The organism is Corynebacterium sp. UMB6689 (genome assembly GCF_030215295.1).
Taxonomy (GTDB): Bacteria; Actinomycetota; Actinomycetes; order Mycobacteriales; family Mycobacteriaceae; genus Corynebacterium; species Corynebacterium aurimucosum.
Genome location: NZ_JASOLS010000019.1, coordinates 1 through 23,755 on the forward strand (window position 1 = coordinate 1; position 23,755 = coordinate 23,755).

At 57.9% G+C, this 23,755-nt stretch carries 23 protein-coding genes and 2 pseudogenes; 19 read left to right on the plus strand and 6 right to left on the minus strand.

All coding sequences use genetic code 11. The features are described 5' to 3' along the window. Positions 1 to 183: 183 nt before the first annotated feature. Positions 184 to 459: pseudogene (locus QP363_RS10190) on the minus strand (transposase); the annotation flags it as partial. Positions 460 to 1,062: 603 nt separating this feature from the next. Next, a protein-coding gene (locus tag QP363_RS10195) for an IS3 family transposase (protein ID WP_284764456.1) occupies positions 1,063 to 2,287 on the minus strand; the annotation gives its coding sequence in 2 pieces (ribosomal slippage) (positions 1,063 to 2,005 and positions 2,004 to 2,287; 1,227 coding nt in all). Between the two features lie 348 nt (positions 2,288 to 2,635). Here QP363_RS10195 and QP363_RS10200 point away from each other — a divergent pair. The 19 genes and pseudogenes from QP363_RS10200 to QP363_RS10290 form a co-directional block, all read left to right on the plus strand. Beyond that, complete coding sequence (locus QP363_RS10200) at positions 2,636 to 3,229, plus strand: hypothetical protein (RefSeq protein WP_070445058.1); 594 nt, start codon at positions 2,636 to 2,638, stop codon at positions 3,227 to 3,229. A gap of 130 nt (positions 3,230 to 3,359) precedes the next feature. Then, entirely contained in the window at positions 3,360 to 4,268 is a 909-nt protein-coding gene (locus QP363_RS10205; RefSeq protein ID WP_070644619.1) for a tetratricopeptide repeat protein, read from the plus strand. Then, on the plus strand, positions 4,268 to 5,251 hold the full coding sequence (locus tag QP363_RS10210; protein ID WP_070718036.1) for an HAD-IIA family hydrolase: 984 nt from the start codon (positions 4,268 to 4,270) through the stop codon (positions 5,249 to 5,251). The genes QP363_RS10205 and QP363_RS10210 overlap by 1 nt, the downstream gene beginning before the upstream one ends. Further along, positions 5,242 to 5,403, plus strand: coding sequence for a hypothetical protein (locus QP363_RS10215; RefSeq protein WP_168165683.1), 162 nt, complete (start codon positions 5,242 to 5,244; stop codon positions 5,401 to 5,403). Before QP363_RS10210 ends, QP363_RS10215 begins: the two co-directional genes overlap by 10 nt. A gap of 40 nt (positions 5,404 to 5,443) precedes the next feature. Then, positions 5,444 to 6,253, plus strand: a complete 810-nt coding sequence (locus tag QP363_RS10220; RefSeq protein WP_284764460.1) for a TlyA family RNA methyltransferase — start codon at positions 5,444 to 5,446, stop codon at positions 6,251 to 6,253. Then, positions 6,250 to 7,161 carry an NAD kinase gene (locus QP363_RS10225; protein ID WP_070445071.1) on the plus strand — a complete coding sequence of 304 codons (912 nt, stop codon included), beginning with the start codon at positions 6,250 to 6,252 and terminating at the stop codon, positions 7,159 to 7,161. The genes QP363_RS10220 and QP363_RS10225 overlap by 4 nt, the downstream gene beginning before the upstream one ends. 38 nt (positions 7,162 to 7,199) lie before the next feature. Further along, on the plus strand, positions 7,200 to 8,876 hold the full coding sequence (recN, locus tag QP363_RS10230; RefSeq protein ID WP_070445074.1) for a DNA repair protein RecN: 1,677 nt from the start codon (positions 7,200 to 7,202) through the stop codon (positions 8,874 to 8,876). 26 nt (positions 8,877 to 8,902) lie between these two features. Continuing rightward, positions 8,903 to 10,087, plus strand: a complete 1,185-nt coding sequence (gene steA / locus QP363_RS10235; RefSeq protein ID WP_284764462.1) for a putative cytokinetic ring protein SteA — start codon at positions 8,903 to 8,905, stop codon at positions 10,085 to 10,087. After that, positions 10,087 to 11,046 (plus strand): copper transporter, encoded by a 960-nt coding sequence (locus tag QP363_RS10240; protein ID WP_070445081.1) that lies wholly within the window; start codon positions 10,087 to 10,089, stop codon positions 11,044 to 11,046. The genes steA and QP363_RS10240 overlap by 1 nt, the downstream gene beginning before the upstream one ends. Beyond that, positions 11,047 to 11,685, plus strand: a complete 639-nt coding sequence (locus QP363_RS10245; protein ID WP_284764465.1) for an NUDIX hydrolase — start codon at positions 11,047 to 11,049, stop codon at positions 11,683 to 11,685. It abuts the gene before it with no gap. Between the two features lie 41 nt (positions 11,686 to 11,726). Continuing rightward, positions 11,727 to 12,605: a site-specific tyrosine recombinase XerD gene (gene xerD / locus QP363_RS10250; protein ID WP_070445087.1), complete on the plus strand. Its 879-nt coding sequence runs from the start codon at positions 11,727 to 11,729 to the stop codon at positions 12,603 to 12,605. A gap of 45 nt (positions 12,606 to 12,650) precedes the next feature. Then, positions 12,651 to 13,766, plus strand: coding sequence for a hypothetical protein (locus QP363_RS10255; protein WP_284764467.1), 1,116 nt, complete (start codon positions 12,651 to 12,653; stop codon positions 13,764 to 13,766). Between the two features lie 164 nt (positions 13,767 to 13,930). Next, a complete protein-coding gene (locus QP363_RS10260) occupies positions 13,931 to 14,809 on the plus strand; it encodes a ParA family protein (RefSeq protein WP_201828169.1) in 879 nt (292 codons plus the stop codon). 9 nt (positions 14,810 to 14,818) lie between these two features. Further along, positions 14,819 to 15,616, plus strand: a complete 798-nt coding sequence (locus QP363_RS10265) for a ScpA family protein (protein ID WP_070445094.1) — start codon at positions 14,819 to 14,821, stop codon at positions 15,614 to 15,616. 16 nt (positions 15,617 to 15,632) lie between these two features. After that, positions 15,633 to 16,247, plus strand: a complete 615-nt coding sequence (gene scpB / locus QP363_RS10270; protein WP_070711842.1) for an SMC-Scp complex subunit ScpB — start codon at positions 15,633 to 15,635, stop codon at positions 16,245 to 16,247. Between the two features lie 87 nt (positions 16,248 to 16,334). Then, the gene (locus QP363_RS10275; RefSeq protein WP_070711844.1) at positions 16,335 to 17,252 is read left to right on the plus strand and encodes a pseudouridine synthase; all 918 of its coding nucleotides are present in this window, start codon (positions 16,335 to 16,337) and stop codon (positions 17,250 to 17,252) included. Next, positions 17,252 to 17,962: a (d)CMP kinase gene (gene cmk, locus QP363_RS10280; RefSeq protein ID WP_070711848.1), complete on the plus strand. Its 711-nt coding sequence runs from the start codon at positions 17,252 to 17,254 to the stop codon at positions 17,960 to 17,962. Before QP363_RS10275 ends, cmk begins: the two co-directional genes overlap by 1 nt. After that, complete coding sequence (der, locus tag QP363_RS10285; RefSeq protein ID WP_284764475.1) at positions 17,955 to 19,583, plus strand: ribosome biogenesis GTPase Der; 1,629 nt, start codon at positions 17,955 to 17,957, stop codon at positions 19,581 to 19,583. Before cmk ends, der begins: the two co-directional genes overlap by 8 nt. An 85-nt stretch (positions 19,584 to 19,668) precedes the next feature. After that, positions 19,669 to 20,199, plus strand: a pseudogene (locus QP363_RS10290) (anaerobic C4-dicarboxylate transporter family protein); the annotation flags it as partial. A gap of 7 nt (positions 20,200 to 20,206) precedes the next feature. Here QP363_RS10290 and QP363_RS10295 read toward each other — a convergent pair. From QP363_RS10295 to QP363_RS10310, 4 genes are read right to left on the minus strand one after another with little or no spacing between them, the layout of a single operon-like run. Further along, positions 20,207 to 20,815, minus strand: coding sequence for a response regulator transcription factor (locus QP363_RS10295; protein ID WP_284764477.1), 609 nt, complete (start codon positions 20,813 to 20,815; stop codon positions 20,207 to 20,209). Next, entirely contained in the window at positions 20,812 to 21,927 is a 1,116-nt protein-coding gene (locus QP363_RS10300) for a sensor histidine kinase (RefSeq protein WP_284764479.1), read from the minus strand. Before QP363_RS10300 ends, QP363_RS10295 begins: the two co-directional genes overlap by 4 nt. Next, positions 21,924 to 22,718, minus strand: a complete 795-nt coding sequence (locus QP363_RS10305) for an ABC transporter permease (protein ID WP_216382184.1) — start codon at positions 22,716 to 22,718, stop codon at positions 21,924 to 21,926. Before QP363_RS10305 ends, QP363_RS10300 begins: the two co-directional genes overlap by 4 nt. A gap of 13 nt (positions 22,719 to 22,731) precedes the next feature. Then, positions 22,732 to 23,670 (minus strand): ABC transporter ATP-binding protein, encoded by a 939-nt coding sequence (locus tag QP363_RS10310; protein WP_216382187.1) that lies wholly within the window; start codon positions 23,668 to 23,670, stop codon positions 22,732 to 22,734. Between the last annotated feature and the right edge of the window lie 85 nt (positions 23,671 to 23,755).

The following is a 23,755-nucleotide window of genomic DNA, read 5'->3' on the forward strand; positions in this document are numbered from 1 at the left end:
CCCCTTGCAGTACCGGGTACGTGGAACCCCGGTACCAACTACGCGGACTCGCGGTACCAACTACCCCAAATTGACACCATGTTTCACTCCTCGTATTCGCGCTACTGACAGTCAATGCAGCTTCCGCAGTCCATACCAACTGCATAGTACCTCTGGGTACTTTAGTGCCCAGAGGCTTATCTACATGGCACGTTCGCTACGGGTTCGTCGTTCTAACAGCCAGTCAGACAAGAAGGAACCGTGGCGTAGTTTCGGGATAGCCACATCGACGGTGCTGACCCGTGTATCCAGTAGTCGGTTGCGGTAGCCGTTGCGGTGGTTGACGCGGTTGTCGCTGGTGGTGCCGTAGTCAGCGCTGCCGACAGTATCGTCTTGGGAAGATAGAATTTGGTTGATGAAATCACCGAGCATCTGACGCGTCAGATCGGGTGATGCTTGAGTGAGTAGCTCTTCGAGGTATGCTTTTGGTTGCCAGTTGTGTCGGCACTGGGGGCTTAACTGTGAGAAGCGGGTCGAATAGCGGAGTTCTCCGCTAGGAGGTGTAAAAATTCCTCTGGGTCTTTAACCGTCAAGCGAATGGGTCTTCCGATATTGCGGTGTAGGAGGATATTTGCAGAACCGGCATGGAATGAAATAGTGCCATCCAGGAAGTGAACCCCAAACGTTTGGGATTCGAGTATGGGGCCCGAGGGAAGGATCTCCGCCCCCTTCAGAGATTCCAAACGAACGTTGCTAACTGGAATGCCAAGAACTGAAATCCGAAGGATTTCATCATTCAGCAACACCCCGACATTAAAGAAAATTGCCAGAGACACTAAAAGACCGCATGTGATAAAGGCGGTTTGATCTCTTCTGGTCAAGAAGTAGACACACAATAAGAGTACTGCGAAGATAAGTACGATCCGACTAAAATTATATCCAAATACTCTTGATCGATAACTTGAACCAGTCATGAATATCACTCAACTTCCTTCCAACTATCTTCATGGGTAGTAAGGCGAAAATCACCACTGTGAGCATCGTGAGGGAGAATGAAGCGTCCTGGGTTTAGTTCCGCTTCTTTTACGACCCTGTGTTGATGGGCTGGGTGCGATAGTACTCGGTTTCTACTTCCTGTGGGGTGGCGTAGTCCAAAGCTTCATGAAGCCGTTTGGTGTTCCACCAATGCACCCACCGCAAGGTGGCCAGTTCGACTTCTCCGACCGACGTCCACGGGCCTTGGGCATGAATCAGTTCCGCCTTGTAGAGACCGTTGACTGTTTCGGCTAGAGCATTGTCATAAGAATCGCCGACTGTTCCCACACTCGGCCGGATTCCGGAATCCGCGAGAGCGGTGGAATACTTCAGTGACACGTACTGGCTGCCCCGATCACTATGGTGAATCAGCTGGTTTCCATGGATTCGCCCAGCAGTCGTTAACGCATGCTCCAAAGCCTCCATGGGCAGCGCATCGGTACGCATCGTCGAGCGTGTAGCAACACCAACAATCTTTCGGCTGTAGACATCCACGACAAACGCGGTGTAGGCGAATCCTGACAGGGTACGAACGTAGGTAATGTCGGCAACCCACAACCTTTCTGGTGCTTGTGCACGGAAGTTTCGCTGCACTAGGTCCGGGCGATGATCCGGTGTCTTCGGGCTAGTCGTTGTCGCGGGGGTTCGTCCGCGTCTGCGGCCGCAAACACCTGCTAACTTCATTAATCGAGCGGTCTTATCGCGGCCGATATGAAAACCTTCACGGTTCATAGCGTGCCACATTTTGCGGATACCGTAAACCGAGAAATTCTGCGCATGCACACGCTGTATCTCTGGGATGAGAAGGCTATCGCTTAAGGCCCTTGCACTGGGAACACGTGTGGTGGCTTTGCGGTAGCCGCGTGAAGTAATGAATCCACGATCTGCTTGTTTAAGGACTCGGCAGATGGCCTCGACCCCAAACTGATCCTTATACGCGTCGATGTAGGAGATCATTTGGTCGTGGGTCGGTCGAGTTCCGCTGCGAAAAAGCCGAAGCAGTCTTAAGAATCCCGTTTGCTCGCTTCAGCTCACGGTTTTCGCGGCGCAAACGCTTGAGCTCTTCTTCCATTGTTTCGCCGCCAGACGCGTCAGAGTCATCACGTACTGAAGCGCTGTCACGATACCAAGCCCGCAACGTATGGTGAGACACTCCAAGCAGCTCACCGACCTCCGTGTAGGCACGTTGCAGTGAGCAGGACTCCAAGCGGACCATTTCGATGATCTGATGGACCGCCTTCTCCTTGAACTCGACGGAATACTTTCTAGGCATAGTTCAATCCTTCCTTAGCTGAGGTAGGAACTAAACCCAGGACGCTTCACACCACACCGCAAACAGCCCAGGACCAGCAACTTGGATGAATGCACATCCAGGTCTGCACTTATAGATAGCGGACCTTCATCGCCCGCGAACTAGAATGATTTCCGTATATGCACTTCGTTCTGAGGGGCCGCTGAGGAGAAGTAGATGAGGTTTTTACAATCATCGAGTCTGTTTACGCATGCTTATAATGCGACCTTCCTGAGGGACTTGAAGGCTGTGCCCTTTAGTCGAAAGAACGATAGTCCTTCTCCCTATGGCCTGTGTCGCGTCTTTGAGGCAGAGGAACCAGTGCCTCAGATGCGTGCTATCCGCGACGGGCTAGTCTTTTTCGGTGCGATGGTCTTGATAGCAGCTTTTATCTTCTTCTTCGGTTTACTGCTGAACAGCATGCAGATTCCAGGATTATTGGCGTTTCTCCTTGGCGGGTTGTTGCTTTACTTTCTTTTTCTTGTAGCTCGGCATATCTTCTTCGCTTTGAGGATTAGCAAGGCTTGGAAGAATGGTTGGATAGAGTTCTACCCAGTCCTCCTCGGGAGCTTTTTCCACGAAGAGAAAGGTGCAAAGGCTGGAAAAAAGGGGCATTTTTATGCCACGAAAGCTCTCGTTGTGGCGCCAAGCGGCGAATCGCGCATGCTTGACGTGATCGTAGAGGGAATGAGCCCGGACCGACTGATTGAGGAAGGCGCGGTCATGGCGAGGGATCACCAAGGGATTCGTCTTGACGCCATTCATAATAATGGCTGGACATTCTGGGCCGTTGTCCGCGGGAAGCAACTGGAGAATGGAAGCGTGGAACATGGACTATCCGCTTCCCAGGTGGCTGCTGGCTTAGACCGCGTGAGGCATTGTTGGCCACTGAACGGGTTAGATTTGCCTCTTGAATTCTCGTGAGTCTTGGACGTCAATCGGTGGTTGTGGGCCGTTTCACTTACTAGCCAGTGTATTGCCGGTTTTGTTTCGCTGACCTGTAGACTGGTTCGGTACATACGGACGCGTCAACCGCAGAAAGTGCATAGCTTTAATGTCTGAATCCAACTCCCGCGACCACCGCCGTGGCCGCGAAGGTTCCTCGGAAGGCAACCGTGGGCACAACCGCTCTGGGGGCCGCAAGTTTGAAAAACGTGGTGGCGCATCGGGGCGTCGTGAAGAGCGCCGCAGTGATCGCCGTGATGAGCGCCGCAATGATCGAAAGCGCCATGGTCGTGATAAGAACAAAGCCTCGCATCCGCAGCGTTCGGGCTACCGTGAGGAGCGTATCAACCGCCGCATGACGGATCCGGACCTGCCTTCTGATATCGACATCACTGATCTCGATCCCTCTGTTTTGCAGGACCTCTCTTCGCTTTCGAAGGAAAACTCCGAAGCAGTGGCTAAGCACCTCATCATGGCGGCGACGTGGCTTGATGACGATCCACAGCTGTCACTTCGCCATGCCCGTGCTGCCAAAGACCGTGCAGGCCGTGTTTCGGTTGCTCGTGAGATGAACGGAATCGCTGCGTATCGCGCCGGCGAGTGGAAGGAAGCACTCGCGGAGCTGCGCGCAGCACGCCGCATTTCCGGTGGCCCTGGTTTGATGGCCGTCATGGCTGATTGCGAGCGCGGACTTGGGCGCCCTGAGAAAGCTGTCGAGCTGTGGCGTAGCGAGGAGGCTAAGGAGCTTAGTCCAGAGGATGCCGTCGAATTGGCCATCGTCGCTGCAGGCGCGCGGCTGGATATGGGCCAGGCAGATTCCGCCGTGGTCACGATTCAGCGTGCGCAACCCACGAAGGATGCCACGGGGGTGTCCGCGTGCCGCCTTTCCTATGCCTATGCCAACGCCTTGCTGGAAGCTGGCCGTAAAGACGAGGCACAGGAATGGTTCCAGCACGCGATCGACATTGATGAAGGAGACTGGACCGACGCCGCAGAGCGTCTGGCCGAGTGTAAATAATGAGTATTCTCAAAACCCACGATTCACTGTTGCTGGATCTTGACGGAACTGTGTGGGAGGGCGGACAAGCCCTTCAGTGCGTGGTTGACGTGATCAATTCTTGCGGCGTCCCTGCTGTTTATGTCACGAATAATGCTTCGCGCAGCCCCCAAACCGTAGCCGATATGCTCGAAGAGATCGGTCTTGAGACCGATGCCAATCGCGTTGTTACCTCAGCGCAAGCGGTAGTCAAGATTGCTCGTGAGGATCTGCCCGCTGGCGCCAAGGTTCTCGTCATCGGTGCGGACTCCTTCCGCTCGCTAGCGCGCGATGCCGGTTTCGTCGTTGTTGATAGTGCTGATGACAAGCCTGCTGCTGTACTGCAGGGCATGCATAAATCAGTGGGGTGGGAACAACTCTCTGAAGGCGCGCTCGCTATTAACCAAGGCGCGAAGTACTATGCCTCAAACCTTGATACGTCACTTCCGACGGAGCGCGGAATGGCGGTTGGTAATGGCTCACTCGTCGCAGCCGTTGTTTCGACCACCGGTGTTGAACCTATTTCTGCAGGCAAACCGGAGCCCGCTATGTTTACGCAGGCGGCCAAGCTGGTGGGGTCGACCAAACCCCTGGCTGTCGGTGACCGTCTAGACACCGATATCGTCGGCGGCAACAATGCGGCCATGGATACCTTCCACGTGCTGACAGGCGTGTCTCGTGAGCTGGCGCTCATTGAAGCAACACCGGAGGAGCGTCCGAATTTCATTGGTGCCGGATTCCACGAGCTTTCCTTGTCGGAAGCGCAAGCGCGTCCGGGCGCCCAGGGCGGGTTTAGAGCACGTTTTGACGGCTATGACATCGTTCTGCAAGGCGGTAACGAGAAGTCTACGTCGGTCGAGGCACTGCGTACCGTTTTGGAAGTAGCCTGGGCAGGCTCTGAGCCTCCGCGCTACATTCAGCCGCGGAGCGAAGCCGCGGAGAGGGTAGTATCCACATGGCAGTAAAACCCCATGACCCACGCGCAGTGTTGGCTCCAGAGACCCTCAATGCGTCCATCACCGAGATTCTCACTGAGCCGACAGAGACTCTTGAGGAAGAGCTAGCCCAGCTGGACCGCGCTCATACCGTGTTGCGCGATGCGCTCCAAGATAATTAGTGCGAATCGCCGAGGAATCTAGGGGAAAGAGGACCTAATCATGCCACCGCAACGTCGCCGTCTCGACGCAGAGTTGGTACGCCGCAAGATCGCGCGCTCACGAGAACAAGCCGTTGAGATGATCAAGGCTGGTCGGGTGACGGTTGGGGGCTTCAAGGCTACGAAACCCGCGACAGTGGTCGAGCCTGAGGTGTCGATTAAGGTCGAAGCCAGCGAGGGTGATGATTGGGCGTCGCGTGGTGCGCACAAGCTCCTCGGTGCGCTCGCGGCTTTCGACGTGGACCTCAAGGGCAAGCGTGTCTTGGACGCGGGGGCGTCCACCGGCGGTTTTACTGATGTCTGTTTGCACCACGGTGCCGCAGAAGTGCTTTCTGTTGACGTGGGCTATGGACAGCTATTGTGGCGCTTGCAGAATGATGAGCGCGTTACTGTGCTTGACCGCACCAATATTCGCAACCTGACTCTTGAACAGACGAATGGGCCTTGCGACGCTATGGTGGGTGACCTTTCGTTCATCTCCCTAAAGCTGGTACTTCCGGCAATCGTAGAATGCATGGCTGATGACGCATGGTTATTACCCATGGTCAAGCCTCAGTTTGAAGTAGGAAAGGACCGGATTGGGGCGGGCGGAGTAGTGCGCTCGCCTGAGCTTCGCGCGGAAGTGACTAAGGACGTGGCTGTCTTCGCCCAAGAGCTCGGGTTGAGCATCAAAGGCGTGGCGGCATCCCCACTACCTGGACCAAGCGGCAATGTTGAATACTTCCTGTGGTTGGTCAAGGATGGCTTGTCCACCCCAGAAGATAAGCTGGATGTACTCATCGACACGGCAATCAAGGAAGGACCCCAGTGAGCAGGACTAGTGCCGCGGAGGGCGCCACTCGCCGCGAAATTCTTCTTGTCCCGCACGCTAGCCGCGAGGACAACCTCGCTGCCACACACCGTGCAGCAGAGCTGCTGCAGGAGGCTGGCATCAAGGTACGCGTTTGCGGAGCGGACACCGTTCTCCCTGGGCTGCAGCACGTGCGGCATACCCCGGCGGCAGCCGAAGGCTGTGAGTTAGTCCTCGTGCTCGGTGGTGATGGCACGTTCTTGCGCGCTGCCGACATGGCACGCGCAGTAGACGTCCCCGTCCTAGGCATCAATCTGGGGCACGTGGGCTTCCTCGCAGAATGGGAAGCGGAGTCCCTAGACCGTGCGCTTGTGCGCGTCATCGAGCAGTCCTATGACGTCGAAGACCGCTTGACCATCGACGTGAGCGTCTTTGATTCGGAAGGCGAGCTGCGGGAGCGTAGTTGGGCGCTCAATGAGGCCTCCATTGAGAACCTCAACCGCTCGGGGGTCCTCGATGCCATCCTCGAGGTAGATGGGCGCCCAGTCTCAGCTTTTGGGTGTGATGGTGTTCTTATCTCCACTCCGACGGGGTCTACGGCCTATGCCTTTTCAGCGGGTGGTCCCGTCTTGTGGCCCTCTCTCGATGCCATCCTGGTGGTTCCGAACAATGCGCATGCACTGTTTACTAAACCACTCGTAGTTTCTCCGGATTCGCAGGTGGCGGTCGAATCGGCCTCGGCTACGACTCCGGCCGTGGTAATCCTCGATGGTTTCCGTGAGATTTCTATGCCGCCGGGTTCGCGCGTGGAAATCGTGCGTGGTGAAAGGCCCGTGCGCTGGGTTCGCTTGGACCAGCAGCCCTTCACCGACCGCCTCGTGTCCAAGCTCCGCCTTCCCGTGGAAGGCTGGCGCGGACCGCGGCATTAACTGCCTTAGCGCGTTTTCAGGAAGGAAGATACCGCACTGTGCTCGTAGATATCAGCATCTCTGACCTCGGCGTTATCGAAAGCTCCGCTGCGGAGCTTTCGCAGGGTCTTACCGTGCTTACCGGTGAAACTGGCGCCGGTAAGACCATGGTTGTGACTGGACTACGCCTGCTGGCTGGCGGTCGCGCTGATGCCTCACGCGTGCGCGATGGGGCCGCGAAGGCGGCTGTGGAAGGTCATTTTTCCTCCGATTCACTGGCTGTGGCGGCGTTGGTCGAGGACGCAGGGGGAGAGCCGGATGAAAACGGTGAGTATATCGCCTCCCGCACGGTGTCTGCGGCGGGACGTTCACGCGCGTACCTGGGTGGGCGTTCGGTACCGGCGGCGACATTGGGGGAATTCGCTTCCCACCTCATCACTGTGCATGGGCAAAATGACCAGCTGCGCTTGCTGTCGGCTGATCAACAGTTGGCCGCCATCGATCGCTTCGAGCCTTCCATCGAGAAGTTCCGTACTGCGTATACCGAGGCTTTTAGGAAGTGGCGCGCATTGGCCAAGGACTACCAGCACCGGATGGAGTCCCGTCGTGAGATGGCCCAAGAGGTGGACCGCTTGCAGTTTGCCATCAAGGAGATTTCTGATCTCGAGCCGGAGCCTGGTGAGGATGCTGAGCTCGTGACCCTGATTAAGCGTTTGCAGGACGTCGATGCTTTGCGTGAAGGCGCAGCTACTGCTCTGAGCGCTGTGGACGGTGGAGAAGGTTTTGGTGATGAGGACACTGCTGTCAACCTTGTCGGCGCAGCTGAATCGGCACTAAATGGGGCGAGCGATGCCGAGCTGACCCGGCTAGGAGAGCGGTTGGGTGAAGTCACCGCGCAGCTGACCGATATCGCTGCCGAGCTCACCACGTATTTAAGCGATCTGCCCGCGGATCCCAACCTCCTTGAGGAATCTCTGCAACGTCAGCAGGAGCTTAAGCTCCTCACGCGCAAGTATGCCGCTGACATCGATGGAGTTTTGGCCTGGCGGGACGCCGCTGAAGCGAAACTTGCGACCTTAGATACCTCCACCGAAGCCCTCGAAGCCTTGAAGAAGGACGTAATGGAGGCCGAAAAGACGATGGTGGCCAAGGCAGAAGCACTCACTGCTGCCCGTACTAAGGCAGCGAAGAAACTGGGCACCCAGGTCTCCGAAGAGATCCACGGCTTGGCCATGCCCAACTCCACCTTGACGGTCGCCGTAAAGAAGGCCAAATATTCCAAAACTGGCGCGGATGAGGTTGAGTTCCAACTCAACGGCAAGCCGCTAGCTTCCGCGGCCTCGGGAGGAGAGCTTTCCCGCGTCATGCTGGCTATGGAGGTGGTCCTGGCCAGTGGCGACGGCACCACGCTGGTCTTCGATGAGGTGGATGCCGGCGTCGGAGGGCGTGCGGCGGTGGAAATTGGGCGTCGCCTAGCACGGCTTTCGACTACCAACCAGGTCATCTGCGTTACCCACCTGCCCCAGGTAGCTGCCTATGCAGATTCGCACCTGCATGTGTCCAAAGAGAAGTTCACGTCAGGCGTGGCGGATTTGACCCCTGAGGAGCGCGTCGAGGAGCTCGCTCGTATGCTCGCTGGTCTCGATGACACCGAGACCGGTCGCGCGCACGCTCAGGAGCTTTTCGATAGAGCTCAAGCAGAAGTGGAGACTTTCCGCGCGCCTTCCACACATTGAGCGCCTAACAGGGGAAACTGTCAGGCATGAGTCTGTTTTCCCGTAACACCGATCTGCCTGGAGAACACGGCGCGCTGCGTGATTGCACCCCGGGTGGCAAGGGCATGAAGAAGTTCAGCGCCGGTGACTTCGCAGTCATCAACGCCGCCAATATTTCCCGCCAAGAGGCCCAGACCCTCGTGGACATGAAGCCGGCCGCCGTTATCAACGTCGCCGAGTTTTCCACTGGTTCTATCCCGAACTATGGCCCGCATATGCTTCTCGACGCCGATGTCACCCTCGTTGAAGGCGTCGGTCAAGACTTCGTGAGTAACTTCAAGGAAGGAAAGAAGGCTCGACTTACTGAGGACGGAGCGATTTATTCTGGTGATACCCAGTTGTCCTCCGGAACGGTAGTTACTCGTGACCGGGCGGAGAAGAATTTCGCTTCTGCTCAACAGGAACTCATCGATCACATGGAGGCATATTTCGGCAACTCCATCGAGTTCATTCACTCCGAGGGGCCGCTGCTCATCGACGGCCTAGGCGTACCCGATGCGGGTTCCGACATGGCTGGCCGTAAAGTACTCGTGGTCTCGCCCTCCGAGGAACACCGTAAGAAGCTAACACTTCTGCGTAATTTCATCCGCGAGTATGAACCCATCATCATCGGCGTGGATTCTGCAGCCGATACGTTGGTAGAGCTGGGCTACCAGCCTCACTTCATCGTGGGAAATCCCTCCGAGGTGAGCTCGGAAACCTTGCGCAGCGGCGCCCAGGTCATTCTTCCCGCTGAGCCAGACGGAACCGCTGAAGGGCTCGAGCGCATTCAGGATCTGGGGATCGGGGCGATGACTTTCCCAGCAGCTACGGACTCAGCCACCGACCTTGCCCTTCTGTTAGCGGACTACCACGAGGCCCAGATGATCGTGCAGGTAGGGGGAGCTCTCGACCTCGATGACATCTTCGCCAATGAGCCGAATGCTACGCCGGCAGCCTTGCTGTGCCACATGAAGGCAGGAACGCGCCTCGTGGACGCGGACGCTGTTATTAACCTCTATACTGCGCCGAATTCCGGCGCTATGGGGTGGCTGTGGGCGCTGCTCGGCATTCTCGTAGCGCTTGCTGTGGTTATTCTGATCGTCGGCTTGGGTGGCGATGAATCCTTCCTCCAGAACTTGATCGATACCTGGAATAACTTCGCACTGAGCGTGCAGGGGTGGTTCAAGTGATGATGTCTCCTAAATCCCTCGTCGTTGCCGGGCTCGGTTTCGGCGCAGCACTAGGCATTGCACTTGGCACATTGGTGATTGCCCCCAACATGGATTCTGCCCCTGGCCCCGGCGGTGAATCCACAGATGAGGTGCGGGAAAAGTACAGCGAGCTGGTACTGGACAATAAAATTGCAGAGGCTCAGCTGGACTCTGCGGATTCCGTCATGGGCGAACTCGGCCGTTTCGTAGTCGATGGAACCCTAGTCCAGCGCCCAGTCATGGTGCTGAGCATGCCCGATGCTGATGATGCCGATGTTAAGGCCGTGAAGGATCTGCTGGGCTCGGCGGATTCCACCGATGCCGGAAGCATCAAGCTGACCGATAAATTCCTTGCCCAAGATTCGGCAGACAAGCTCCTGTCCCTCGTCACCTCTACCTTGCCGGCCGGCGCGAAGCTCGACAAAAAGAAAGTCGACGCCGGTACTCATTCCGGCCAAGCTCTCGCCGCGGGCCTGCTGATGGATGCTAAAACCACCCAGCCTCTTGCCAGCGTTGAGGACCGGGCCACCTTGCTTCGTGCCTTGCGCGATGCCGGCTATATCGACTACAAAGACGGGACTATTCTTCCAGCCCAAGCAGTCGTTGTCGTGGGCGGCGGCTTGGTCCCAGGGGATGATGAGGACAGCCCTGCCAAGAAGTACGCTATCGATACCACCGTCAAATTCCTCGAAGGTTTTGATTCCGTAGACACCGCTATGGTCTATGCCGGTCGCGTGCAATCTGCCGGCGATGATGGAGTATTGGATAAGCTGCGTGCCGCCAAGACAGGAATCAGCACTGTGGATTCTATTGATCACCCAGTGTCCCAGATGGCGACAGTCCTGGCGGTGAAGGAACAGCTGGATGGCGGTAAGGGCGTCTACGGTTCTGCGGCGAATGCTGAAGGCGCAGCTCCGGCACTACCGAAGGACCTCTAGATGACCCACGATTTTCGCACGGTAGGTAGCGAGATGCTTGTCGACGCCCCCATCATCGCCGTACGTCGCGATGACGTCATCATGCCAGGGGAGGTCGTAGCGCAACGCGAGATTGTAGAGCACCTCGGCGCTGTCGCCGTTGTGGCCTTGGATGAGAACAACCGGGTCGCCATGGTGCAGCAGTACCGCCATAGCGTCGCCAAGCGCCTGTGGGAGCTACCAGCCGGATTGCTCGACGTCAAGGGTGAAGATGAGCTCAGCGGCGCGCAACGCGAACTCCAGGAGGAAGCCGGGTTAGCCGCCGAGGAATGGGCAGTGTTGACCGATCTGGTGACCTCCCCGGGCTTCTGTGAGGAAGCCGTGCGCGTCTTCTTAGCGCGTGGCCTGTCCCCCGTGGAGAAGCTCGCAGCCGAAGGCGATGAAGAAGCCGACATGGATTTCGCCTGGGTGCCCCTCGCAGAGGCCGTCGAGCGAATCCTCGCGGGGGAGATCGTGAACTCGATTGCGGTGGCGGGAATTCTCGCAGCTTATGCCTGCGTGCAAGAGGGACGCACAGCGCGCTCGGTCGAAGCGCCCTTCGAGCTGCGCCCGCAATCCCTAGCGCAACGGCGCCCCGGACCGGATCTGAAGAAGCTGTGACGCAGTCAAGCCCCGCCGCAGCTGCTGGACAAGCGTGGTTGATGCACCTCATGGTGGAAAAAGGTGCCTCAAAGAATACGGTGAGCAACTACCGCCGAGATATCAATCGCTACGTTGATTGGCTCGCGGAATCCGGCATCACCGATCTGCGCCGGGTGACCCGCGCGCACGTGGAAAACTACCTCGTTTTTCTCCGAGAATCTTTGGCGCAGTCCTCTGCTAGCCGCGCACTGATTGTGGCGCGCGGCTTGCACAAGTTTGCGCTAGCGGAGGGGATGATTGAGGCGAATGTGGCTGCGGAAGTGACCCCGCCCAAGCGGGCGCAAGCGTTGCCAGAGACACTCAGCGTGCACGACGTCGAGGCTCTCCTCAACGCGATCCCCACCAATGAATCCGCAACACCCATTGATATTCGGGATCGCGCCCTTTTGGAAATGCTGTATGGAACGGGCGCCCGTATTTCCGAAGTGATTTCGCTGAGTGTGGATGATGTGACGGGTGAGGGACCGACGTCGGTGCGCGATATTCTCCTGCTGAGCGGTAAGGGCGATAAGCAGCGCCTGGTTCCGCTGGGCTCGCATGCGGTGAAAGCGGTAGAGAACTACCTGGTGCGTGCCCGACCGGTTTTGGCAACGGGGGCCTCCCACGCCTTATTCCTCAACACTCGGGGAAGGGCTTTGTCACGGCAAAGCGCCTGGGCCGCGATCAAGACCGCAGCGCAGCGCGCACACTTGAGCACTAAAATTTCTCCGCACACTTTGCGGCATTCCTTTGCTACCCACCTGCTAGAAGGCGGGGCGGATGTACGTACCGTGCAGGAGCTCTTGGGACATTCTTCCGTGACGACAACACAGATTTACACGCACGTGACCGCGGATTCGCTCCGCGAAGTATGGCGCACTGCGCACCCACGTGCCTAAAGGCACCTAGAATCATCACGACGTCTACCAATGAAAAGGATTCTTATGGCTTCAACCGCATCTTTCTCCCGAGCTTATCGCGGGATGGCTCTGGCCTTCGCGATCACCGTAGCCCCGCTGTCCGGTATCGTCGCCGGCCCCGTGAGCGGGAAGGGTGGAATAACTGGGATTGGGTCGGCGGTTGCGCACGCGCAAGATGCCACCATCCCGGTGCCGGCTGGTCAGACGACAACCGTCTCCTTGCCTGTGCCTGTCGATGTCAACGTGGCCTCCGATGGATGGAATGTGAGCGCTTCTGGTGGTACGGCAACGGTGACCGCGCCGGCAGCTGGAGGACAAATCAGTGTTCCGGTTACCTACCAGGGCGTGACCATGACTATCGTGCTCGTGGCAGATGCTGAGGTAACTGCCGAGGAACTCAATGACGCGGCTGAAAGTGGTGATCCGGACAGCCTCGGAGGGGGACAGCAGAACCCAGGTGGTGCGGATAGTCTTGGGGATAACGGAGATCCACAGGGTGTCACAGGCGGAGATGAAAAAGAAGGCGGAAATGCTCCTGCCACCGGCGGCTCGGCACCTGCCACGGATGGCGGTGGAAAAGGCCAAGCGCGTCCTCCGCGCACTGGCCGCGGCTGGGAGGGTGTCGATGATTCCCACGCGGCTTATGTCAACCTGGAATCCACGATCGACGGACAGACAATTACCGCCAAGCTTGGCTTCAAGCAGGCTCTAGATCTGTACAACCGCTTCAAGCATCTCGAGGATGACGGCGTCACGCTGCGCTACCTCAATGCGGAGGGCGAGTTTGTGGAAGGCGTGAAGCGCGAGATTGATAAAGGCTCGCGCACAATGACGTTAACCTATCCAGAAGGTACGGAGCCTGACAATCCTTTCATCATGCAGTTCTTTAATAAGGACACTCAGTCCGCGGAGCTGGTAGTGACGCTTACGGATCCGACTCGTGAGAACGCTGGTGAGGTACCGCCGGAGCAGCAGCTCGATTCTGATGGCGCTAACGAGTCTGACAGCGAGGATCAGAATAGCTCGAAAGTGGGAGCTGGCGCTCTCGCAGCGGGCATTGTGGGCATCGGGATCATCGCTCTCATCGTCGGGTTTATCGTGAAGAGGCGCCGTTCGACATCGAAGGAAGAGCTTTCTTAATCTAGGCTGCAGGGTTTATTCTGTGGTTTGTGCTAGCTATAATCGCGGCGCGGGCACCCAAGGGGTACCCTATAATCACAAAGATGTAAGAATGTAGCGCCGGTCGGGGCTGCAGTGTCGAAGCGGAAAGGCCGCAGAGAGGCCGTAAGGTCAAGGAAGCAGGTGTGACTGTGAGCGACGAGGGACTGTTTGAGGCCTCAGAAGCACAGGTCGGGTTGACCGGCCGCCCACTGCGGGAGCTTCCGGAACCAGAGCCGTTGGAAAAGCATGGTCCCGCGACGATTATCTCCATGTGCAACCAGAAGGGTGGCGTGGGAAAGACCACGTCCACCATTAACATGGGCGCATGTTTGGCGGAGCTCGGGCGTAAAGTCCTCCTCGTTGACTTGGATCCTCAGGGTGCTCTTTCGGCTGGTCTAGGCCTGACTCACGACCAGATCCAGGACACCATCTATGACGTCATGCTTGACAGCGAGGTCTCGGTGCACTCGGCGATTGTGCATACCGGTGTGGCTGGGCTCGACCTTGTTCCAGCCAACATCGACTTGTCCGCCGCGGAGATCCAGATGGTCAACGAGGTAGGCCGCGAGCACACTCTGGCCCGCGCGCTGCGCCCTGTGCGCAAGGACTATGACTTCATCATCATTGACTGTCAGCCCTCCCTGGGCCTGCTGACCGTCAACGCCTTGGCCTGTTCGCAGGGCGTCATCATTCCTATGGAATGTGAGTTCTTCTCCCTGCGTGGTCTCGCCTTGTTGACCGATACTGTGGAGAAGGTGGCTGACCGAATCAATTTTGACCTCGAGATCATGGGTATTCTGGTCACCATGTTTGATCGCCGCACCCGTCACGCGCGCGAGGTCATGGACCGTGTGGTGGAGTACTTCGGTGACAAGGTTTTCGATACGGTGATTACCCGCACCGTGCGTTTCCCTGAGACATCTGTCGCCGGCGAGCCCATTACTACGTGGGCCCCGAGCTCCCAGGCGGCCAAGCAGTACCGCGACCTAGCTAAAGAGGTCATTGAGCGGGCTAACGGCTAGCCGCCTACTATGACCCAACCGGAGATCACCGGCTTTCGCATCGCGCTGGGCAACTTCGAGGGCCCTTTCGATCTGCTGCTCCAGCTGATTCAGGCAAAGAAGCTGGACGTTACGGAAGTGGCGCTGTCTGAAGTTACTGACGAGTTCGTGGCTTATACACGTGCACTGGGAGAAACTGCGGACTTGGATGAGACTACGGAGTTCCTCCTTATCGCCGCCACACTCCTGGACCTGAAGGCGGCGCGTTTGTTACCGCGCGGCGAGGTTGATGACTTGGAGGACCTAGAGCTTTTGGAGACCCGCGATCTTCTTTTCGCGCGTCTGCTTCAGTATAAGGCCTATAAACAAGTCGCCGACCAGTTCGCGCAGTGGCAACGTGCTGCCCAGCGGCGCTATCCGCGGGCGGTGGCCATGGAGGAACGCTTTAGTGATCTCCTCCCGCCGGTGAAGCTTGGGCACACTCCAGCGAGCTTCGCAGAGCTGGCCGCAGGTGTTTTCCGGCCTAAACCGCCGGAGGAGGTCGCGACGGGGCACATCCACCAAGTTGCCGTTTCCGTGCCGGAGCAGGCTGGAAAGATCCTCACTACGCTCAAGCTGCTGGGTACGGGGCAGTGGATGAGCTTCGATGCCTTAACGAGGGACTGTACTGTCTCTATGGAAATCGTCGGCCGCTTCCTGGCGTTGCTGGAGCTATATAAAGCCAAGGCGGTGGATGCTTCCCAGCCGGAATCTTTGGGGCCGCTCGAACTATCGTGGACTGGACTCGACGTAGATCCGGCCGTAGTCGCAGCAGCGAACTGGGATTAAGGTACGCTACCGAGACATGGACGACACGTCATCTCCGGCACCTAGCGAAGCGGCCACCTCCAGCGGACAGGGAGCTTTGCCCCTCATCCCGCAGCTGCGCTCACGCCTCGAGTCGATACTCCTCGTCGTCGACTCGCCTGCAAGCGTGGAAGAGCTGGCCCGCGTGTTGGACGCGGAGCCCACTGTTGTCAGCGATACCTTGCGGGCTGTGGAACGAGAACTGGCCGAGCGTGGTTCCGGAATCGACCTGCGCGAGACACCCGAGGGGTGGCGCTTCTATACGCGTAAAGAGAACGCAGATGCCGTCGAGCAGTTTGTTCTCGATGGCACCCAAACCAAACTCTCCCGCGCCGCCCTGGAAACCTTGGCGGTCATTGCATACCGCCAGCCGGTAACCCGAGCTCAAGTCGCAGGTGTTCGCGGCGTTAACGTTGATGGAGTTGTCCGGACGCTCTTGTTGCGTGGACTTATTCGGGAGATAGAAAGCCCTGAGCCCTCTGTGGGACATGCGCACCAGTATGAAACCACTGAGCTTTTCCTCGAGCTACTCGGCATTGATTCTCTTGAGCGCCTTCCGGATCTTGCTCCGCTGTTGCCAGACATCGAGCAGATCGAGGAGGACTACTCATAAGGGCATACTCTGCGGTAGGATTGCGGCCGGACAGAGGCGTGTTTTCGCGCCCAGCAAATTGAAGAACTATCGAGAGGACACACTCCCGTGACTCCACCCGCTCGCCGCGACGGCACACCGGAAAAGAAAAAGCGTGACAGCGACATGATCGTCTCGAACGCTAAGCCGGCTCGCCACCAGCATGTAAAGAAGAAGGCCACCGCAGATTCCGTCGCCCGAGACCTAGGCGCGGATTGGCTGGTAGGCGCCAACAACAAGAAGAATTCCCAGAATCAGGGCGAACGCCTCCAAAAGGTGTTGGCCAAGGCCGGCGTTGCTTCGCGCCGCCACGCTGAGATCCTGATCGATGAGGGCCGAGTCGAAGTTAACGGCCAGGTCATCATCAAGCAGGGCACCCGTGTGAACCCCAACAAGGACGTCATCCGAGTTGATGGCACCCGCATCAACGTCAACGAAGAGACACAGTACTTCGTGCTCAACAAGCCCCGCGGGATGCAGTCCACCATGTCGGATGACATGGGCCGGCCTTGTGTGGGTGATGTCGTGGCTGACCGCGTCGTGGCAGGTCAACGCCTATTCCACGTCGGGCGTCTCGATGCTGACACCGAGGGCCTACTTTTACTGACTAATGATGGCGAGCTTGCTAACCGCCTCATGCACCCTAAGTACGAGGTTTCTAAGACTTACCTGGCTACCGTGCTGGGGGAGGCCGATAAGAAGTTGGTTCGCCAACTGCGTGAGGGCATCGAATTGGAAGATGGCCTGGCACAGGCAGACTATGTGCAAATCGTGGACAAGAACCAGGGCTATTCGCTGGTGCGTGTCGAATTGCACGAGGGGCGCAAGCACATCGTTCGCCGCATGCTGAAGGAAGCCGGCTACCCAGTTCAGCGCCTCGTGCGCACCAAGCTTCACACAGTACAGCTGGGCGATATGAAGCCTGGCTCCCTGCGTGCTCTTAACTCCAATGAATTGACCAGCCTGTACAAGGCGGTGGGGATGTAATGATTTCAAATATGCCCGATCAAGGCCTCATCTTGGCTGTTGACGGCCCCTCTGGGACCGGTAAGTCCACGACGTGCCGTGCGCTGGCCAAGCGGCTTGAGGCGAAGTATGTCGACACTGGGGCCATGTACCGCGTAGCTACTCTGGCTGTACTGCGCGCAGGGGTGGACCCGGCAGATACTGAAGCGGTGATTGCCGCGACTGCAGACCTTCCCCTTGAGGTCTCCGATGACCCTGATTCCACCCAGGTTATCTTCGATGGTGAAGACGTTTCCCGCGTTATCCGTGAGGATGAGGTCACCCGCAATGTCTCGGCGGTATCGGCAATCCCGGAAGTACGTCAGAACCTTGTTGAACTGCAACGGAAGCTGGCGGCACAGGCCCACCGCGCGATTGTGGAAGGACGTGACATCGGCACTGTCGTTCTCGCGGACGCCCCCGCGAAGGCGTATATGACGGCCAGTGCCGAGGTCCGCGCGCAGCGCCGCCACGACCAGAACCTCGCCGCCGGCATTGAATCGGATTTTGACACCGTGCTTGCCGACGTCGAACGGCGCGACGCCGCAGATTCCTCCCGCGCCACCTCGCCGTTGCGCCCGGCTGAGGACGCGGTGCTCGTCGATACGTCCGAGATGACCCGTGAGGAAGTCCTCGACGCACTCATCGCCGTCGTGAAAGAATCTGCTGCAAAGGAGGCCTCGAATGACTAATGAACCGCAGAATCCGGACCTGGATCCCGAGCAGCAGCCGGAAGAATTCGAGACGGAGTTTCATTACCCGGTAGGCAAGCTCGAGGAAGAGGTCGTGCGCGATCCGCACGGCGGCTGGGCGCAAAAAGATTTCGATTCCGAGGACTTCGATTATGAGTTTGACGAGTCAGAATTCGATGATTCGGAATTCGGCGAAGCTGATTTCGGTGAGCAAGACGAACCGACCGAAGGTGATGCCCCGCTGAGCGAAGAGGAATGGGCAGCACTATCGCATGCCTTCGGAGTAGGCGAGGAGCACACTGAGGAAAACCTCTGCACTGTGGCCGTGGTCGGCCGCCCGAACGTGGGCAAGTCTTCCCTGGTGAACCGATTCCTTGGCCGCCGTGAAGCAGTGGTGGAGGACCATCCTGGTGTGACCCGTGACCGTGTGTCCTACGTGGCGGACTGGAATGGCCAACGCTTCTTCGTTCAGGACACCGGTGGTTGGGATCCGAATGTCAAGGGCATCCACGCTGCCATCGCCCGCCAAGCAGAGCAGGCTATGCAGACCGCCGATGTCATCGTGTTCGTGGTGGACACCAAGGTGGGCATCACGGAAACCGATGCTGTGATGGCTCGAAAACTGCAGCGCTCCGAAGTTCCGGTCATTCTCGTCTCGAACAAGTTTGATTCGGAGACGATGTACGCAGATATGGCCGAGTTCTACGCGCTGGGCTTAGGAGATCCGTGGCCGGTATCCGCCCAGCACGGCCGGGGCGGCGCCGACGTCTTGGATGAGATTCTGCGTTTGTTCCCCGAGGAACCGCGGCATTCGTCGATTACCTCCGGGCCCCGCCGCGTAGCGCTGGTGGGCAAGCCAAATGTGGGTAAGTCCTCGCTTCTGAATAAGCTGACGGCGGAGGAGCGCTCCGTCGTGGACAATGCTGCCGGCACGACTGTCGACCCGGTCGACTCCTTGGTGCAGCTGGATCAGCGGCTATGGAAGTTCATCGACACTGCGGGCCTGCGCAAGAAGGTCAAGAATGCGCAGGGGCACGAGTATTACGCTTCGCTGCGCACGCGCGGCGTGATCGACGCGGCCGAGGTGTGCATCATGCTTATCGATGCCTCCCAGGAAGTCTCCGAGCAAGACCAACGCGTTCTCAATATGATTTTGGAAGCCGGTAAGGCTCTGGTTATTGCCTTCAATAAGTGGGACCTTGTGGATGAGGATCGCCGCTACTACTTGGAGCGCGAGATCGATGAGAACCTGCGGCACCTGCCGTGGGTGACCCGCGTGAATATCTCGGCGGAGACCGGCCGCGCCCTGCAGAAGCTGGAACCCGCCATGATCGAGGCTCTCGAGAGCTGGGATCAGCGCGTGTCGACTGGTCAGCTCAACAACTGGATGCGCGAGGCAATCGCCGCCAACCCGCCGCCGATGAACAATAACCGCCTCCCGCGCGTGCTGTTCGCTACCCAGGCATCCACGCAGCCGCCGACCATCGTGTTGTTTACCACCGGCTTCCTGGATGCGGGCTACCGCCGTTACTTGGAGCGCAAGTTCCGCGAGCGCTTCGGATTCCATGGCTCGCCTGTGCGCATCGCGGTGCGCGTGCGCGAGCGCCGTCAACGCCGATGAGGTGTCTGGTTAGTTGACTTTCTGATTGCTGTTGGGGCGGTGCGGCTCTCTTAACAGTATGGCCGTTACGCTGGCATTATACCCAATGAACCTGGTCATCCAGATGATTATGCTGGTGGCCGGCGCCATCATTTTGCTGAGCTGCAAGGTGGAACCGGCGAAGATCGCCTCAACTCCTGTCTTTAAAGCTGGTATGACCGCAGTGTTCTCAGTCTTCGGCGTGGCCTGGATGGCAGACACCTTCTTCCAAGCCCACATCGATGCCCTGGAATCCAACCTTGGCAGCGTCGTCGAAGCCGCTCCATGGGCCTACGCTGTCGTCTTGGTTATCGTGTCTAAGCTGGTCAATTCCCAGGCTGCGGCACTCGTAGCTATTGCTCCCATCGGGCTCCAGCTAGGCATTGACCCAGCGGTCATCGTGGGCTTCTACGGTGCTGCTTACGGCTACTTCATTCTGCCGACGTACCCCTCCGATTTGGCCTGCATTGGCTTCGACCGAACCGGTACGACACACATCGGCAAATTCGTCATCAACCACTCGTTCATCATCCCCGGCGCCATCTCTGTCGTTACCTCCTGCGTAGTCGGTTCTGTGCTCGCGCAGATCCGGCTCTAAGTCCCTCCTAAATCCAGCCATTAGCTTCGGCTCGCCGTGCAGCTTCGAAGCGATTTGCTGCCCGCGTCTTCGCCATAATTGCGGAGACGTGGTTGCGCACGGTCCCGCCGCTGAGGTGAAGCTGTGAAGCGATGTCGGCGGAGCCGAGCCCACGCAGCAGCAGGCGACAGACCTCTACTTCTCTTTCGCTCAAAGGATTGTCGGGGGAGAAGAGAATATCTTGAGCAAGCTGCGGATCGATGACTCGCATACCGGAATGGACTCGGCGGATGGCATCAGCGAGTTCGTCGGGCGGGGTGTCTTTGACCAGAAAGCCATCGACACCTGCCTGGAGCGCACGCTTGACGTAACCAGAGCGCCCGAATGTGGTGACGATAAGGCTGCGGCAGCCAGTATCTGCGATAGTTTGTGCCGCATCGATGCCGTTCATACCGGGCATTTCAATATCCAGTAGAGCCACGTCAACGCTGTGCCTAGCGACGAGTGCAGCGACCTCTGTCCCGGAAGCGCAGTCCGCTACGACTTCTATGTCCGGTTCGGTGTTGAGCAGTGCAGTGAGCGCTCCGCGGACCAGTGACTGGTCTTCGGCGATAAGAACTCGGATCGAAGCTGTCATGGCTGCTGAAACTCCTTTACCTCGGTGGTGTTTTCAAGAGTCAAGAGGACAGAGGTTAAGCCGTCGCCACGCCGGATTATGAGGTCGCCGCCCGCGTCGTCAGCACGGCGGCGAAGGCCAGCAAGGCCTGTGAGGCCGGCGGCAAGCGCCTGCTTAGCGTCCTCCGTGAAGCCGCCGCCGTTATCCGTTACTTGCAAGGAGTTTTCGTCTAGGGTTACCCAGCACTCCGTGGCACCAGAATGCCGCACCACATTGGTGGTGAGTTCCCGCAGTGCCCAGGAGAAAAGATCCTCATGTGACTGGGGCTGCGTAAATGTATCGGGAAGGTGGGTTGTGATTCCGGCAGTGTCCAAGATGCGGCGGGCCGCCTGGATCTCACCGGCAAAAGTGGGGTTCTTCATCCGTGTAACTGTCGAGCGGACCTCTGCAAGGGACAGCCTTGAAAGAGAGCTAATTTCCTCGAGCTCGGCGGCTGCTGTCGACGGATCATGGTCGATCAGGCGGCGGGCTACTTCTGACTTGAGATTAATAGCCGTGAGGGTATGACCGAGGAGATCGTGAATATCTGCGGCGATGTCTTCACGTTGTTGAGCTAAATCCAAGTCGTGGCGCAAGGCGGTTTCAGTGTCATCGCGCTGGGACAAAGTGCCCAGCGTCAAGATGAGCAGCGGCCACCCGAAGAGGATGAGTGCGAAATCGATAAAGCGCTGCTCCGCGTAAAACCAAAGAGGGATACCAACTACGGCACCGGTCAGGGCAATGATGGTGGACGCTGTTTTGAGCGGTTGTGTGAAGGACACTAAGGCCCCAAGGTAGGGCGCGAAGACCACAGCCCAGACACCGTGAGATGGAATAGCTAAAAGCGCTAGCAGTGCGAGGATGAGCCACCACGTAGCTACGCGACGCTGGTAGGACCATGCCTGTGGGTAGGAGTGCAACGTTCCGAAAGCAAGAGAATAGGCCACGCAGAAGACGACGGTGATTGCCACTGCCCAGAAACGCCGTCCTGCAGAAGTAGTGGGTTGGAAGAGGATTTGCAGCAGTACAGGAAGGAGAAATATCAGCCAGACTGCGGCGAAGGCGGCATCGCGGGCCTTGAAGCTGTGCATCATGCTCGGTCTTTGTCGCGGCTGCGAAGAAGTAAGCACGTCCCGACGAAAACCACTGTCCATACCGCGATACTAACCCATGCGTACCAGAGAGGATCTTTGATAAAAAGCTGATGGCCATTGATCATTTGAGCTCCTTCAGACAGCGGCCAACGAGCAAGAGCTTGTGCGCCGTACATGGGGGAGAAGCGTCCTACGTCAAGAAGGTTTTCCTTGAGCGGCATGAAGACGTTTCCGGCAAAGGCGAGGATGACGATGCTAGAGGAAGCAATGGACACACTGTTTTCCGATGGATTGAGCATGGCCCAAGCCATGCCGTAGAAGCCGAAGGGGATGGCGCAGGCTACGGTAGCAAGAAAAGCCAGCACCCACTGTTCCAGCTGCATGTTGGCTTTGGTCAGCGCCCCAGTGATGAAAACGGCGACGATAGGCAAGATAGCTCGAACCGCAATGTTGAGGAAGTGAGCGATTCCCAGCTGGACAGGCTGCAGGGGAGTAAGAGCCAATTGCCGGCCCCACCCCGCGCGGTTCTCTGCGATCATTGAGCCAGCAGCGCCTACAGCACCTGTGGCACCGGCATAGAGCGCCATGCCGATCATGACCATGGCAGCAACGTTTCCGCCGTTGAATTCAACGTCGCCATATTCTTGCATCGCGCCGAAGAGAATGTAGAAGATGATCGGTAGCCCAATACTAAAGAAGAGCGTTGGTAGGTCGCGGCGCAATCGCTTGAGGTCGTGACCGGCGTACCGTAGCGTGGCGGCAAGGTTGGGTGATGCCATGCGTGTGCTCATGGTGGTTGTCTCCTTAAAGATTGGCGGTAGTCGGGGATGCGTTGGAAAGCTCCAAGAAGGAATCCTCCAAGCTATGGCCAGCGATGGTGATATCGCGAGCTGCAGTTTTAGTGAGCAGGAAGCGGGCCACAGCGTCAGAGTCCCGTGTAGTGATGGTGAGGCCAGTTTTGGTGCCTTCTAGGCGGACAACTCCCGGAAGATCAGCACTCAAGAGGGAATCAGGCAGCCCATCGGGAAAGGTGGCGCGAATAATCCGGGTGGAGTTAGATTTGCGGATCTCCTCCGTGGAGCCGTCGGCTTGAACCTCGCCCTTGTTGAGCATGACGATGCGCTGGGCAAAAGAATCTGCTTCCTCCAGGTAATGAGTAGTAAGGACGATGGTCCGGCCGGATTCAGCCTCGTGGTGCATGGCCTCCCAGAAGTGACGCCGAGCCGCGGCATCCATGCCGGCCGTGGGTTCGTCGAGAAGCAACAGCTCCGGATCCCCCAACAGCGCTAAGCCGAACCTCACACGCTGTTGCTCGCCGCCGGAGCATTTCCCCACCCGGCGCGAGAGAATATCGCCTAAGTTCGCGCGCTCAATAATGTCCTTTAATGGGCGGTGGGATGGGAAGGCCGCGCCAAGGAGCTCGAGGGTTTCCTTCACCGTGATATCTGGGAGTAAGCCGCCGGATTGCATGACCGCGCCGATGCGTCCAGTCTTCGCTGCTTCCTTTGGCGAGGTGCCGAGCACGTTAATTGTCCCTGAAGTTGGACTCGTGAGCCCAAGGATGAGGTCAATGAGCGTGGTCTTGCCAGCGCCATTCGTACCCAGCAAACCGACGATTTCACCCCGTTGAATGGTGAGGGAGACATCGTGAAGCGCTGGAACAGGTTCTCGGGAGGATGCGTTGAAGACTTTGCCGACGCCCCTGACATCTACGGCCGGCGGGAGTGTAGGTGTTGTGCTCATATCTTCACGCTATGGCTGTGAAGTATTTGCAGCGTAGAAGAGGTGTCACCAATCAGTGATGACAGTTGTCATGGCTGCCGAAGGC